The organism is Rhodococcus daqingensis, assembly GCF_042665615.1.
In the GTDB taxonomy this organism is placed as follows: domain Bacteria; phylum Actinomycetota; class Actinomycetes; order Mycobacteriales; family Mycobacteriaceae; genus Rhodococcus_G; species Rhodococcus_G daqingensis.
Map to the genome: position 1 here is coordinate 107,856 of NZ_JBHTCS010000011.1, position 13,979 is coordinate 121,834.

Genomic DNA, 13,979 nt, shown 5'->3' on the forward strand with positions numbered 1-13,979 from the left:
GCGTCACACCAGCTGCAGGGCGGACTCGGTCAGGAAATCGTCGATGTGCGCCCAGGTGGTCGCCCTCGCGCCCGGGCCCGCGAGCATGCCGAGATGGCTGCCCGGCGCGGTCTCGAACCGGACCGACGGCACGCCGGTGAGCACGTCGGTGATGCGTGCGACGGACGCGACCGGGGCGATGACGTCCTCGGTGCCGCCGATCGCGAGCACCGGCACCGACAGTGCGGACAGCGGAACCGTGCGGGATCCGAGGCGGAACTCCCCGGAGGCCAGCGTATTTCCCAGGATCAGTTGAGTGCACACCTGGTGGAAGAAGCGGGCCGGGTAGCCGGGCATGGCGGCCATGAACTTGTCGATGGACTCCATTCGGGCCAGCGTCTCGGTGTTGTGGAGGTTACGCGCGATGAACCACGGCTTGGTCAACTCGCGCTGCAGCGCGGTGAACCGGTAGCTGGCCTGCACCACGGGGGCGGGCAGGCCGCCGAGTGCCCAGGTGGCCGCGGTGAGCGGCCGGTCCCCGGTGATCCTGCCGATGGCGCGCAACGGCGCGATGGCCCCGATCTCCTCGTAGTCGACCGGGGTGCCGATCGCGGTCACCGAGCGGATCGGGAGGTCGGCGTTCGCGGACGCGGTCAGCAGCGAGAGCGTCCCGCCCAGGCTCCAGCCGATCAGGTCAACGGGTGCGCCGTCGTGCAGCTCGGACACGCGCCGCACGGCCTCGGGGACGATGTCGTCGACCCAGGCCTCGAAACCGAGATCCCGGTCGGCGGAGGTCATGGTGCCGTAGTCGACGAGGTAGGGCGTGCGACCGCTGCCGAGCAGGTGGGCGGCGAGGCTCTGTCCGGGGCGCAGGTCGTAGCAGTGCGCGGGCGCGGCGAGCGGGGGCACCATCAGGACCGGATTGTCGCCGGCCAGGGCGCCGAATCGGTACAGGTCGCGGTGCAGGCCCTGGGCGATCTGCTCCGAGGGGGTCGGTTCCGCCGCCTGGACTCCGCCGCCGAACGTCAGCCCCCAGGCGTTTCGGGTCAGCGTGTTCAGTCGCGGACGCCAGTCGAGATCCAGCACAGTCTTCCCCCTGCTCACTTTCAGGTACTTAGTGTTACTCGGCGTAACTCTAAGTGATCCCGGCGGGGGCCGTGGGGTCGGGTGGCGGTCAGCCTCGGCCGCTGCTCCGCACTCCGAGGAGGACGTCATCCCAGGAGGGGAGCGAGGGCTTGCCGCGCTTGTCCTTGGCGCCCTGGTGCTGCGGCGCCGGCTTCGGCCTGTGCTCGGCGTCCTCGGGGTGGACGATGTCCTCCTCCTCGAACAGGGAGTCCATGACGCCGGCCTCGGGCGAATCCGGCTCGTCCGCCTCCTCCTCGACCTCGGCCTCGATCACGGCTTCGAGGGCGGGGGAGTATGGGTCCTCCGGGGTGGTGATCGGGGCGAGCCCGCGCAGTGGGCGTCCGAAGTCCGGGTCGATCAGGTCGGTCGCGGTCGAATCGAGGGGGGCGATGGTGCCGCCGTGCGAGTCCGGCTGGAAACGCCAGTGCGCCGCATTGCGGGTGCGTCCGGCCTGCCATTCGAGTTGAGCGACCCAATGACCCTCGTCGTCGCGCCACGCGTCCCACTCGGCCTCGTCGAGGTTGTGGCCACGGGCGCGGAAGGCAAGGCCGACGATCTCGGCGAGGGTGAGGACGGTGGGGCCGTTCTCGCGCACCGGGTGACCGGCCTGGGCCATCTCGGCGGCGCGTGCGCGTTCGAGCAGTACCGGGTGCGCGAAGCTCTCGACCTTCTTGATCGACACCCCGGCCTCGGCCGCCACCTGCTCGACGGTGGCGCCGGATCGAATGCGGGCCTGGATGTCGCGGGGTCGGATTCGGCTCTCGGTCTCGATCTCGATCTGCCCGAACCGGGCGACGTCGCCCCGGGAGGCGGCGCGAAGCTTGTCGTCGGCGGGCACGCGAAAGCGTTCGCCGCTCTCGCTGTCGGCGCACACGACGTGCGTGCCGTCGGGCTCAAGTCCGATCACTCGAAGTTCTCGCACCGTGACCTCCCTCATCGCGTAGCTCGCGATATCGCCCTTTCCGACTGTAATGGACCCGTGATGGGGGTGAGGTCAGGACACGCCTCGCCCTGTCGACCGGTTTGATGCAGGGCGCGCTATTGTCTCTGGCCGAAATTCGGGGCGATTCGGGGCAATCCGGCGCTACTCTCAGAAATCGGACTTGGTCGGACCGGCGAGGGCACAGCGATGATCGAGAAGGCACCGGAAACGCAGGCGGCTCCCTCACCCGTGCGTCGGGCGTGGGATGCGCTCGGGGCAGTGCTCGACGGTCCGCTGACAGGGCTGGCTCCGTGGATCGTGCTCGCGGTCGTGGAGGGACCGGGACGGGTTGCCTGGGCGGCCGGGATCGCGTTGGCCATCTCGGTGCTGTTCGTCGTGGTCGACCTGCTGCGCGGGCGTTCTCTCAAGCTGCTGGGCGTGCTCGACGTCGTGTTCTTCGCCGCGCTGTTGGCGGTCCACTTCGTGCTCGACCAGGCCGGGCAGGACTGGATGGAGATCTGGGTCGGCGAGATCGCGAACATCACGCTGGTCGTCATCGCGGTCGGTTCGATGCTCGCCCGGATGCCGTTCACCATTCAGTACGCGCGCGAAGAGGTGGACGAGCAGTACTGGCGGACGCCGGAGTTCCTGAGGATCAACTACGTGATCACCGGTGTCTGGGCGGCGGCGTTCCTGGTGGCGGCGATCGCGGGGTTCTATGGGGACGCCGTGCTGCGCGACAGCGACAACCTGTGGACCGGGTGGGTCATCCAGACCGCGGCGATGCTGTTCGCGTTGCAGTTCTCGGCCTGGTACCCAGAGGATCCCCGGCCTCCGTTGAGTGCGCTGGTCGCCCCGCTGGCGGTGTGGCTGATCCCGGTCGGCATCCTGATCGTGACAATGGACGGTGGCCCCGACTGGTTGGGCTATGCCTTCATCGCGGCGGGGGTCGTCGCTCAAGCGTTCCTGCGAAGGGAGAGTCGATGACGGGTCTCGATGCCGATGGCCTCGCACATCTGCGACGGGCGATCGAACTCGCGAACGAGACCGGGGCGGTGGGCAACCGGCCGTTCGGCGCGGTCGCGGTCGGCGCGGACGGCGCGGTGATCAGCGAGGGTGCCAATTCGGTGGCCACTTCCGGGGACGTGACGGAGCACGCGGAACTCGACGCCATCACCACCGCGTGCGCGGAGGGTCGCACGGACGACCTGGTCGGCAGCACCGTGTACGCGAGCGGGGAGCCCTGCCCGATGTGCAGCGCCGCGATGGTGTGGGCGGGCGTGAGCCGGGTCGTGTTCGCGGCGTCGGCGGCCCGGTTCGGAGAGATCCTGAGCGGGGGACCGCGCTTCGGCCTCGGCTGCGCCGAGGTGATCGCCTCGGCCGATGCCGGCATCGAGGTGAGCGGACCCCACCTCGGTGACGAGGCACTCGACCCGTTCCGGCGCTTCGTGGCGGCGAACCCGGACTAGCCTGCGGAAGGCGACTCGGCGCCCTGACAGAATCAGCGCCATGTCGAATCGAAACAACATCTCGTCCGGCTCCGACTGGGAGTCGAAGATCGGATACTCGCGGGCGGTCCGCATCGGCCAGCAGGTGTCGGTGTCCGGCACCACCGCGTCGGGCCCCGAAGGCCCGGTCGGCGGCGACAGCCTCGCCGAGCAGACCCGTGAGGCGGTGCGCCGGATCGTCGCCGCGCTCGCCGAGGCGGGCGCGAAGCCCGAGGACGTGATCCGCACCCGGATCTACCTCACCGACATGAGCCGCTGGGAAGAGGCCGGACTCGCGCACGGCGAGGTCTTCGGAGAGATCCGGCCCGCCACCACGATCCTCGAGGTGAGCGCGCTCATCGATCCCGCGCTGCTGGTCGAGATCGAGGCCGACGCGATCATCGCGGAGTAGGGCACTTCAGCTGCACGAGGTCAGCCCCCGACGTGTTGTCGGGGGCTGACCTGTTTCTCGTGCCAGGTGTCCCGAGGGTGGCGGCGCGGAGTGATCCGCCTCACAGCGATGTCACAACGATCGATCCCGCGGTGTCTTGTGGCCGAACCCCCTCGAGCGAAGGAGACATCATGACGGAGAACACCGATGTGGTCGTGATCGGCGGCGGATACGCCGGTGTCATGGCGGCCAATCGTCTGACGAAGCGCGACGACGTGACGGTGACGCTGATCAATCCGCGGCCGAACTTCGTGGAGCGGATCCGCCTGCACCAACTGGTGGGCGGATCCGACGACGCGGTCGTCGACTACCGCGAAGTCCTGGGTGAGGGTGTCCGGCTGGTGGTCGACAGCGCGACACGGATCGACGCGGCAGCGCGCAGCGTGACGATGGCGACCGGCGGCACGGTCGGCTACGACTACCTGATCTATGCGGTGGGCAGCGGCAGCGCCGACCCGCGCGTGCCCGGAGCCGCCGAGCTCGCCTATTCGATCGCCGATCTGGAGGCGGCGGAGCGGCTGCGGCGGGTCCTCGAGGCCGCGTCCGCCACGGCCGCGGTGACGGTGGTCGGTGCCGGTCCGACCGGCATCGAGACCGCCGCCGAACTCGCGGAGCAGGGCCGCAGGGTGACCCTGGCGTGCGGCGGGCCGCTCGGACCGTATCTGCATCCACGGGTTCGACGTTCGGTGGCCAAGCGGCTGGCCAAGCTCGGTGTGACCGTGCTCGAAGGCGCCGACGCGAAGGTGACGGCGGTGACCCGAGACACCGTGCGGCTCAGTGGCGGCCACACGTTGTCGAGCGCGGTGACCATCTGGACCGCCGGATTCGGCGTGCCGGACCTGGCCGCGAACAGCGGGCTGAGCACCGACACCGTGGGCCGCCTGCTCACGGACGAGACGTTGACCAGCGTGGACGACGAGCGCATCGTCGCGGCCGGGGATTCGGCGGCACCCTCGGACCTGCCGTTCCGGATGAGCTGCCAGGCCGCGGTCCAGCTGGGCCCGCAGGCCGCCGAGACAGTGCTCAGCCGGCTCAAGGGTGAGCAGCCCGCGCCCATCGACGCGGGGTTCGCCGGCCAGTGCATCAGCCTCGGGCGTCGGGTCGGCATCTTCCAGTTCGCCTCCAAGGACGACACCGCGAACAGGTACCACCTCGGCGGCCGCCCGGGCGCGAAGCTCAAGGAGTTCGTCTGCAAGAGCACCGTTCGGCAGCTCGCGAACGAGGCACGCAATCCCGGTTCGCGCAACGTGTGGCTCAAGGACGACAAGCGCCGGCAGCTGCTGCAGGACCGGCGCGTCGAGGCGCCTGCCCGCCACTGAACAGGGCGGCCCGGCCGCACACCGGCGGCCGGTCCGGTTGACTGTCAACAGTTCTGGGCCGCACGCAGACGTTCGAGGAAAGGAGTCGAGAGATGAGCGACCATGCCACCGACGAGGCGACCGCGACCTTCGTCGCCCACCGCAACCTGCTCTTCACCGTCGCATACGAGATGCTCGGGTCGGCGGCCGACGCCGAGGACGTCCTCCAGGAAACCTGGCTGCGGTGGGTCGAGGTCGACCTGGAGCACGTGCGTGACCAGCGCGCCTACCTGGTCCGGATCACGACCAGGCAGTCGCTCAACCGGCTGCGCACCCTGACGCGCCGCAAGGAGTCGTACGTCGGCCAATGGCTGCCCGAGCCACTGCTCACCGCGCCGGATGTGGCCGAGGACGTCGAGCTCGCGGAGAGCGTGTCGATGGCACTGATGCTCGTGCTCGAGACGCTGTCGCCGACCGAGCGCGCCGTCTTCGTGCTGCGCGAGGTCTTCGATGTCAGCTATGACGAGATCGCGGCCGCCGTCGACAAGAGCCCGGCGACGGTCCGCCAGATCGCGCACCGCGCCCGCCTGCACGTCGATGCTCGCCGCCCCCGTGAGGTGGTCTCTCCGAGCGAGACCAGGGCGGTGGTGGAGTCATTTCAGCGCGCGCTCGAAACCGGGGATCCGCAGGGCCTGCTCGACGTGCTCGCCCCACAGGTGGTCCTTGTCAGCGACGGCGGCGGCGTCAAGCAAGCCGCGCTGCGGCCGATCACCGGCGCCGAGAAGCTGGTCCGCTTCGTCTTCGGTGGTCTCCGGAAGTCCGGAGCCACGCTCACCGTCGACCCCACCGTGGTCAACGGCAACCCTGCACTCGTCTTGCGTCTTGACGGCGAGATCGACGGCATCCTGTCGATCCGAGTCGAGGACGCACGCGTCATCGGCCTCTACTACGTCCGCAATCCGGAGAAGTTGTCCCGCATCGCATCCGAGACCTCGCTGGTCAGGAACTGAACTGCAGCACGTCGTCCTCGAGACGGCCGTGCCGCAGCGTCACCAGGTCATGCGCGTAGCTCATCCCGAGCTGCCAGGGTGCCCTCGTGCCGGTCCTGGGGAACTCGTCGATCGAGCGCTGGACGTAGCCGGCGGCGAAATCGAGCAGCGGTCGGGTGGTGATCGTCGGGTCGTCGTTGGTCGGGACGCACACCGTGTGACCCTGCTCGTCCATGTGCGCGAGCAACCGGCACACGTAGTCGGCGACCAGGTCGGCCTTGAGCGTCCACGACGCGTTGGTGTAGCCCACCGTGAACGCGAAGTTCGGGACGTCGCTGAGCATCATGCCTTTGTAGGCCAGGGTGTTCGGCAGCGAGACCTCGCGGCCGTCGACGGTCAGTGCGATCCCGCCGAACGCGAGCAGATTCAGCCCGGTCGCGGTCACGATCACGTCGGCCTCGAGCTGCGAGCCGGATTCGAGTTCGAGGCCGTCCTCGGTGAAGGTGGTGATCCGGTCGGTGACCACCGAGGCCTTGCCGTGCCGGATCGCCCGGAACAGGTCGCCGTCCGGCACCAGGCACATCCGCTGGTCCCACGGGTTGTAGTTCGGTGTGAAATGGGTGTCGATGTCGTACCCGGCGGGCAGCGCGCGCTGCTGGGCCTTCCGGAGGAACATCTTGACCAGGCGCGGTTGTCGCTGGCTGAGTTGGTAGGTGACGGTGGAGAACGCGACGTTCTTCCATCGCGCGATCGGGTAGGAGAGCCTGTCGCCGAGCAGTCGCCGCAGCCCGTTGGTGATCGGGTCCTTGGCGGGCAGGGCGGCGATGTAGGTGGGCGAGCGCTGCAGCATCGTCACGTGATCGGCCCGGTCGGACATCGACGGCACCAGGGTGACGGCGGTGGCGCCGCTGCCGATGACGACCACCTTCTTGCCGGTGTAGTCGAGGTCCTCGGGCCAGTGCTGCGGGTGCACGATCTGCCCCCGAAAGCGTTCGGTGCCTTCGAAGTTCGGCGTGAATCCCTCGTCGTAGCGGTAGTAGCCGCTACAGATGTACAGGAAGCCGCAGGTGACGGTGACGGTGTCGTCGCCGTGCGCGGCCTCGACGGTCCACTGGGCGTCCTCGCTCGACCACTCGGCGCGGTTCACGCGATGGCCGAAGCGGATGCGCTCGTCGATGCCCGTCTCGCGGGCGGTGTCGCGGACGTACTTCAGGATGGCCGGGCCGTCCGCGATCGACTTCTCGTCCGTCCACGGCCGGAATCGGTAGCCGAGGGTCTGCATGTCGGAGTCCGACCGGATCCCGGGGTAGCGGAACAGGTCCCAGGTGCCGCCGATGGCATCGCGGGACTCGAATATCGCGAAGCTTCGGCCGGGGAACCTGGCCTGGATCTGATGGGCGGCGCCGATCCCGGACAGTCCGGCACCGACGATCAGCACGTCGATGTGTTCGGTCACGACGGACCTCCTCACAGAAGGCAACATATCTGTGATCGACGGTACCGTATAGGCCGCCTCCCGGTGATGGTTCGAGACTGGACGTTCGAACAGGCGCCTACCAGCAGGTATGCGCCTGTGATTGATCCCACATCTGTTGACTTTGAACGCCGCGCGCACCTTTACTAAGGCAGCCCTAATGAAGGGCAAGCTAAGCTAATCCTGTCTGTGCGTCGGGGCGCGGCACTTATCGAAAAGGACACATCCGTGGCTACCTCAATCAAGCGGCGTCTGGCCGGCGTCGGCGCCATCGCAGGACTCTCGGCTCTCGCCCTGATCGCGAACCCCGCCATGGGCTCGGCGGCCATCACCGGCGGTGCGACCGTGGCCGCGAACGCGGGCAAGGGCACCATCACGACCACGATCACCGGGCTGAACACCACGAAGGCGTTCGTCAAGTGCGAGGGCACCGTCTACCGCGGCGACGCCACGGTCCTGGACAAGACCACCAAGGTCGGCGAGAGCTACCTCATCGTGGGAGCGTCGATGGTCGCCGGTCAGGTCCTGACCGGCGCATCGGGCACCGGCACGTCGGCGACCTTCGCCGACGGTGAGTACCAGGTCCGGACCAAGTGCAAGGAGGAGGGCGACGTCGACTACCAGGATCCGATCGCCCCGGTCCGCGTCACCGTCACCGGCGCCACCGCCACCCCGGGAGGCTCCAGCGGCCTGGAGGGCCTGCTGAGCGGCCTGCTCGGCCAGTTCGGCAGCTAGTAACGCCGCTGTGGTCGGCGCCCGTGGGCGCCGACCACAGCATTCACATCGTCAGTTTTCGCCGCAGTTGTCAGGATCTATCTCCCATGTACGACATCTTCAACCTGGCCCGCGCCGCCGACGCCGTCGCCGAACTGTTCGACAACCCCGCCTTCCTCGCCGACACCGCCCGCCGCGTCTCGGCGGAAGAGGCCATGGCATTCTCCGCGTTGCTCCGCGCGGCCGGCCGCGACGACGCCAGGATGAGCTTCCTGACCACGATCACCACGCCGTAGTCCCGCCTACCCGCCCGCGCCGTTGTTCGGGTTGGTGCAGATGGTGCCCTCACACGGGACGACGGTGCCGTCGCCGTTCGGGTTCTGCATCACCGCGCCACCGTTCTGCTGCGGGTTGGTCCCGGCGCCGTGGTCCGGGTTGGTGCAGATGGTGCCCTCGCACGGGACGTACTTGCCGCTACCGTCGGGGTGCGGGATGGCGTCCGGCGCGACGTAGCTGCCGATGGGACACCCCGGATCCTGGTTGCGCGCACAGTATTCGGTGCTCAGGTTGTTGCCGGTGGACCCGTCCGCGCCGACGGGTCCCGGCGCCGGGGGTACCACCACCGGCGCGGGTGAGACCGGCGCGGGCGACAGCGGATCGACTGCCGGTGACTGTGCTGCCGGGGCCGCGGGCGCGGCCGTGGTGGTCGGCGCGGTCGTGGTCGACGTCGCCGCCGATGTTGTCGTCGTGGACGTGTCCGAGGCATCGTTCCCGCATCCCGCGGCGAACGCGGTCAGGGTCAGTGCGGCGAGGACGACGAAACTGCGTTTGAACATGAACGATTCCCTCCCAATCGATGTCAGTCGCTGCCGATCCTGTCATCCTCGGGCCGGAAAATACGTCAACCCGATCGGGCGCAGTCCGCGTCACAAAGCAGTCAGCCCCCGGCAAGCGATGCCGGGGGCTGACTGCTGTGCTGGGTCTGACTCAGAGCTGGCCGACCACCCAGTCGATGCTCTTGGTCAGTGCGGTGATGTCCTCGGGGTCGATCGCCGGGAACATGCCGACACGCAGCTGGTTGCGGCCGAGCTTGCGGTACGGCTCCGTGTCCACGATTCCGTTGGCGCGCAGGATCTTCGCCACCGCGGCGGCGTCGATCTTCTCGTCGAAGTCGATGGTGCCGACGACCTGCGAGCGGTGCGCGGGATCGGTGACGAACGGGGTGGCGAACTCGCTGGCCTCGGCCCAGTTGTACAGGCGCGAGGACGAATCGGCGGTGCGCTTGGTGGCCCAGTCGAGGCCGCCGTTGCCGTTCATCCACTCGATCTGGTTCGCGAACAGCAGCAGGGTGGCCAGCGCCGGCGTGTTGTATGTCTGGTCCTTGGAGCTGTTGTCCACCGCGATCGGCAGCGACAGGAAGTCGGGGGTCCAGCGGCCCGTGGACTTGATCTCCTCGACGCGGGCCAGCGCCGCCGGGCTCATGATCGCGATCCACAGTCCACCGTCGGAGGCGAAGCACTTCTGCGGGGCGAAGTAGTAGACGTCCGAGTCGGCGATGTTCACCGGCAGGCCGCCCGCACCGGAGGTGGCGTCGATCGCGATGAGCGCGTTCTCCGAACCGGCCGGACGCGACACGGGGATCGCGACACCGGTGGAGGTCTCGTTGTGGGCCCAGCCGATGAGGTCCACGGACGGGTCCGACACGGGCGCGGGCGCGCTGCCCGGCTCGGCCGAGACGACGATCGGGTCACCGATGAACGGGTTGGCCTTGGCCACCGACGCGAACTTGGAGCTGAACTCGCCGTTCGTCAGGTGCAGCGACTTCTCGCGGATCAGGCCGAACGCGGCCGCGTCCCAGAACGCGGTGGTGCCGCCGTTGCCGAGCACCACCTCGTAGCCCTCGGGCAGCGAGAAGAGGTCGGCCAGGCCCGAGCGAACCCGGGCGACGACGTCCTTGACCGGCTTCTGACGGTGGCTGGTGCCGAACACCGAGGCGCCCACGTCCACGAGCGACTGGAGCTGCTCGGGGCGGACCTTGGACGGTCCGCAACCGAATCGGCCATCGACGGGCTTGAGGTCGGCGGGGATGATCGGGGTGGTCATCGGTTCGAGTTCCTTCTCGTTGGTGGTGCGAACGGGTAGCGGGCCCGATTCAGCCGGCGATCTGGTCCCAGCCCTGGACGGACTCGGGGGTGCGGGGCTCGGGTCCGGTGTAGATGGCGGCCGGGCGGACCAGCTTGCCGAGGCGCTTCTGCTCCATGATGTGTGCACACCAGCCCGCGGTGCGGCCACAGGTGAACATCGCGGGCATCATGTGCGCCGGGACCTCGGCGAAGTCGAGGATGACGGCGGCCCAGAACTCGACGTTCGTCTCGATGGCGCGGTCCGGGCGACGCTCGCGCAGCTCGGCGAGGGCGGCCTGCTCGAGCGCGGCCGCGGCCTCGTAGCGGGGCGCGTTCAGGCGCTTGGCGGTGGCGCGGAGCACGCGGGCGCGGGGGTCCTCGGCGCGGTACACGCGGTGCCCGAAGCCCATCAGCTTCTCCTTGCGGTCCAGGATGCCCTTGACCAGAGCGCGGGCGTCGCCGCTCTTCTCGGTTTCCTCGATCATCGGGAGGACGCGGGCCGGCGCGCCGCCGTGCAGCGGGCCGGACATCGCGCCGATGGCGCCGGACAGCGAGGCCGCGACGTCGGCGCCGGTGGAGGCGATCACCCGGGCGGTGAAGGTGGAGGCGTTCATGCCGTGCTCGGCGGCGGAGACCCAGTACGCGTCGATGGCCTCGGTGTGAGCGGGGTCCGGGTCACCCTTCCAGCGGGTCATGAAACGCGCGGTGACGGTGGGGCATTCGTCGATGACCTTCTGCGGCACGGCGGGCTGGTAGACGCCGCGGGCCGACTGCGCCACGTACGACAGCGCCATCACCGAGGCGCGGGCGAGCTGCTCGCGGGCGGTCTCGTCGTCGATGTCGAGCAGCGGCTGGTATCCCCAGATCGGGGCGAGCATGGCCAGGCCGGCCTGCACGTCGACGCGGACGTCGCCGGTGTGGATCGGCAGCGGGAACGGCTCGGCGGGCGGCAGGCCCTGGCCGAACTCGCCGTCGACGAGCAGTGCCCAGACGTCACCGAAGGTGACACCGCGGGCGACCAGGTCCTCGATGTCGACACCGCGGTAGCGCAGCGCGCCACCGTCCTTGTCGGGCTCGGCGATATCGGTGGTGAAGGCGACGACGCCCTCGAGACCGCTGACAAAATCCTCGGGTACTGCCGCGCTCGCTGCCATTGCTCGTGGACTCTCCTCGTCGTCTTCGGTAATCGCCCGGTCCGGGCTGCTCCGCCTAAGTCATCGCCGTCGTGCGGGGCGCAGGCATGGTGTGCAGGCTCTGTGCCGCCGTGACTGGTAGCCCTGCGTCGCGGGAATCGCGGGTGCGATCCACGGTCGACAGGGTGGGTCAGGTGAAACTCTAGCCCGTTGCGTGGCGTGGGTGAGCGGCACATACCCGGGAGTAACGTCAGCGGCTGTGTCACCCGATTCCGAGCCCGGGCCCGCCGCGAACCCCGACCTCGCCGCGATGCGGGTCGGCTATGCCCACCAGGACCCGAATCCTGCTGTGCCGGAGGGAAATCTCGGCGTGGGATCGGTGCGCGGAGGGTGGTACCCGCTGCTGCGCCGGTGGCTGGACCAGGCCCGCTCGTCCGGCATCGCCGAACCCAACGCGATGGTGCTGTCCACCGTCGACTCGGCGGGCAGGCCCGCCTCGCGGACGGTGCTGTGCAAGGGCCTCTCGGAGGACGGGCTGGTGTTCTACACCAACTACGAGTCGAACAAGGCGCGCGAGCTCGCCGATTTCCCCTACGCGGCGGCCACCTTCTCCTGGATCGCGTTCGCCCACCAGGTGACCGTCAGGGGATCGGTCTCCCGGGTGGACCCGCGGGTGACCGAGGAGTACTGGCGCACCAGGCCGCGCGGATCTCAGCTCGGGGCCTGGGCGTCGCGCCAGTCGAGCCCGATCGGCTCCCGCGCCGCGCTCGAGGCGCAGCTGACCGAGGTCACGGCCAGGTTCGCCGACGTCGACGACATTCCGGTGCCGCCGAACTGGGGTGGCTTCCTGATCCGGCCCGACAGCGTCGAGTTCTGGCAGGGCCGGGCGAACCGGATGCACAACCGGGTGAGGACCACGCTGGTGGACGGCCGCTGGACCGTGGAGCGATTGCAGCCTTGACCGAGGTCACCCGCAGGCGGCTGCTCGCCGACGTCACGCCGCTGCAGAACCAGGACTTCCGTCGGCTGTGGGTCGCAGGCATCGTCACCGTGATCGGCGCCCAGATCAGCGTGGTGCTGGTGCCACTGCAGATCTATCAGATCACCCTGAGCTCGGCCTATGTCGGGCTGACCGGCCTGTTCGGGCTGGTCCCGCTCATCGTCTTCGGGCTCTGGGGCGGGGCGCTCGCCGACGTGATGGACCGTCGCAGGTTGATGACGATCACCACCATCGGGCTCGCGGTGACCTCGGTGTTGTTCTGGGCGCAGGCGGCGGCCGGGGTGAACAACGTGTGGCTGGTGCTGGTGTTGTTCTCGGTGCAGCAGGCGTTCTTCGCGGTGAACTCGCCCACCCGGGGCGCGATCATCCCGCGGCTGCTGCCCGCGCACCAGCTGCCCGCCGCCAACTCGTTGAACATGACGGTCTTCCAGTTCGGCGCGATCGCGGGACCGTTGCTGGCGGGAGTGCTCGTCCCGTTGACCGGGCTCGCCGTGCTCTACCTGGTCGACGCGATCGCGCTGATGGCGACGCTGTGGGCCGTGCTGCGGCTGCCGGTGTTGCCGCCGACCGGCGCCGCCACCAGGGCCGGGCTCCGGGCGGTCCTCGACGGTTTCGCGTACCTGTCCACGCAGAAGGTGCTGCTCGCGTCGTTCGTCGTCGACATCATCGCGATGGTCTTCGGCATGCCGAGGGCGTTGTTCCCGGCGATCGCGCACGAGAGCTTCGGTGACCCGGTGACCGGCGGCGTCGCGCTGGGCCTGCTGTTCGCCGCAATGTCCGCGGGCGCGGTGATCGGCGGCGTGTTCTCGGGCTGGCTGCCGGGGGTCAGGTATCAGGGCCGGGCGGTGGTGGCCTGCATCGTGGCCTGGGGTCTGGCGATGGTGGGCTTCGGAGTCGCGGTGGGGTTCGCCGACCCGGGCGGCGGCCCGGTGCTGCTGTGGGTCGCCCTCGGCTTCCTCGCGTTCGGCGGCGCGGTGGACATGGTCTCGGCCGCCTTCCGCAGCACGATGCTCCAACAGGTCGCCACCGACGAGATGCGCGGGCGCCTGCAGGGGGTGTTCATCGTGGTGGTCGCGGGCGGGCCGCGGATCGGCGATGTCCTGCACGGCGCGGCGGCCTACGCCTTCGGCACGGCGGTCGCCGCGGCGGGCGGCGGGGTGCTGGTGGTGATCGGTGTCGGGCTGGCCTGTCTCGCGTTCCCGATGTTCCTGCGGTACCGGGTGCGGCGCGACTGATCGTCCGGGGCGGCGGCTTTGGCGGGATGGGTGCCGTCGCGCGCCGATT

At 69.3% G+C, this 13,979-nt stretch carries 15 protein-coding genes; 9 read left to right on the forward strand and 6 right to left on the reverse strand.

Annotated elements, in window-relative coordinates; translation table 11 throughout:
• Nucleotides 1–3: 3 nt before the first annotated feature.
• Nucleotides 4–1,065, reverse strand: a complete 1,062-nt coding sequence (locus ACFQS9_RS09525) for an alpha/beta hydrolase (protein WP_378404160.1) — start codon at nucleotides 1,063–1,065, stop codon at nucleotides 4–6.
• Between the two features lie 88 nt (nucleotides 1,066–1,153).
• Nucleotides 1,154–2,026 carry a septation protein SepH gene (sepH, locus tag ACFQS9_RS09530; RefSeq protein WP_378403882.1) on the reverse strand — a complete coding sequence of 291 codons (873 nt, stop codon included), beginning with the start codon at nucleotides 2,024–2,026 and terminating at the stop codon, nucleotides 1,154–1,156.
• Between the two features lie 207 nt (nucleotides 2,027–2,233).
• Between sepH and ACFQS9_RS09535 the strand changes: the two genes are divergently transcribed.
• The 5 genes from ACFQS9_RS09535 to ACFQS9_RS09555 all read left to right on the forward strand — a co-directional run bounded on the left by ACFQS9_RS09535 (nucleotide 2,234) and on the right by ACFQS9_RS09555 (nucleotide 6,272).
• Nucleotides 2,234–3,013 (forward strand): hypothetical protein, encoded by a 780-nt coding sequence (locus ACFQS9_RS09535; protein WP_378403885.1) that lies wholly within the window; start codon nucleotides 2,234–2,236, stop codon nucleotides 3,011–3,013.
• Complete coding sequence (locus ACFQS9_RS09540) at nucleotides 3,010–3,495, forward strand: nucleoside deaminase (RefSeq protein WP_378403887.1); 486 nt, start codon at nucleotides 3,010–3,012, stop codon at nucleotides 3,493–3,495. The genes ACFQS9_RS09535 and ACFQS9_RS09540 overlap by 4 nt, the downstream gene beginning before the upstream one ends.
• Nucleotides 3,496–3,535: 40 nt before the next feature.
• Nucleotides 3,536–3,925: a RidA family protein gene (locus ACFQS9_RS09545; RefSeq protein ID WP_378403889.1), complete on the forward strand. Its 390-nt coding sequence runs from the start codon at nucleotides 3,536–3,538 to the stop codon at nucleotides 3,923–3,925.
• A 170-nt stretch (nucleotides 3,926–4,095) separates the two neighbouring features.
• The gene (locus ACFQS9_RS09550; protein WP_378403891.1) at nucleotides 4,096–5,283 is read left to right on the forward strand and encodes an NAD(P)/FAD-dependent oxidoreductase; all 1,188 of its coding nucleotides are present in this window, start codon (nucleotides 4,096–4,098) and stop codon (nucleotides 5,281–5,283) included.
• A gap of 92 nt (nucleotides 5,284–5,375) precedes the next feature.
• A complete protein-coding gene (locus ACFQS9_RS09555) occupies nucleotides 5,376–6,272 on the forward strand; it encodes an RNA polymerase sigma-70 factor (RefSeq protein ID WP_378403893.1) in 897 nt (298 codons plus the stop codon).
• Here the strand turns inward: ACFQS9_RS09555 and ACFQS9_RS09560 are convergent.
• Nucleotides 6,262–7,734, reverse strand: coding sequence for a flavin-containing monooxygenase (locus ACFQS9_RS09560; RefSeq protein ID WP_378403895.1), 1,473 nt, complete (start codon nucleotides 7,732–7,734; stop codon nucleotides 6,262–6,264). The two genes, ACFQS9_RS09555 and ACFQS9_RS09560, sit on opposite strands and share 11 nt — an antisense overlap.
• A gap of 219 nt (nucleotides 7,735–7,953) precedes the next feature.
• Here ACFQS9_RS09560 and ACFQS9_RS09565 point away from each other — a divergent pair, with 219 nt between their 5' ends.
• A complete protein-coding gene (locus ACFQS9_RS09565; RefSeq protein WP_378403897.1) occupies nucleotides 7,954–8,460 on the forward strand; it encodes a hypothetical protein in 507 nt (168 codons plus the stop codon).
• Nucleotides 8,461–8,546: 86 nt separating this feature from the next.
• A complete protein-coding gene (locus tag ACFQS9_RS09570) occupies nucleotides 8,547–8,735 on the forward strand; it encodes a hypothetical protein (RefSeq protein WP_378403899.1) in 189 nt (62 codons plus the stop codon).
• Nucleotides 8,736–8,741: 6 nt separating this feature from the next.
• Here the strand turns inward: ACFQS9_RS09570 and ACFQS9_RS09575 are convergent, their stop codons facing one another.
• The 3 genes from ACFQS9_RS09575 to ACFQS9_RS09585 all read right to left on the reverse strand — a co-directional run bounded on the left by ACFQS9_RS09575 (nucleotide 8,742) and on the right by ACFQS9_RS09585 (nucleotide 11,716).
• Nucleotides 8,742–9,275 carry a hypothetical protein gene (locus tag ACFQS9_RS09575; protein WP_378403901.1) on the reverse strand — a complete coding sequence of 178 codons (534 nt, stop codon included), beginning with the start codon at nucleotides 9,273–9,275 and terminating at the stop codon, nucleotides 8,742–8,744.
• Nucleotides 9,276–9,426: 151 nt separating this feature from the next.
• Complete coding sequence (gene serC / locus ACFQS9_RS09580; protein ID WP_378403903.1) at nucleotides 9,427–10,542, reverse strand: phosphoserine transaminase; 1,116 nt, start codon at nucleotides 10,540–10,542, stop codon at nucleotides 9,427–9,429.
• A gap of 49 nt (nucleotides 10,543–10,591) precedes the next feature.
• Complete coding sequence (locus ACFQS9_RS09585) at nucleotides 10,592–11,716, reverse strand: citrate synthase 2 (protein ID WP_378403905.1); 1,125 nt, start codon at nucleotides 11,714–11,716, stop codon at nucleotides 10,592–10,594.
• A gap of 289 nt (nucleotides 11,717–12,005) precedes the next feature.
• Between ACFQS9_RS09585 and pdxH the strand changes: the two genes are divergently transcribed.
• Both pdxH and ACFQS9_RS09595 read left to right on the forward strand, forming a co-directional pair.
• Nucleotides 12,006–12,656 (forward strand): pyridoxamine 5'-phosphate oxidase, encoded by a 651-nt coding sequence (gene pdxH / locus ACFQS9_RS09590; protein ID WP_378404161.1) that lies wholly within the window; start codon nucleotides 12,006–12,008, stop codon nucleotides 12,654–12,656.
• Complete coding sequence (locus ACFQS9_RS09595; RefSeq protein ID WP_378403907.1) at nucleotides 12,653–13,930, forward strand: MFS transporter; 1,278 nt, start codon at nucleotides 12,653–12,655, stop codon at nucleotides 13,928–13,930. The genes pdxH and ACFQS9_RS09595 overlap by 4 nt, the downstream gene beginning before the upstream one ends.
• Nucleotides 13,931–13,979: the final 49 nt, after the last annotated feature.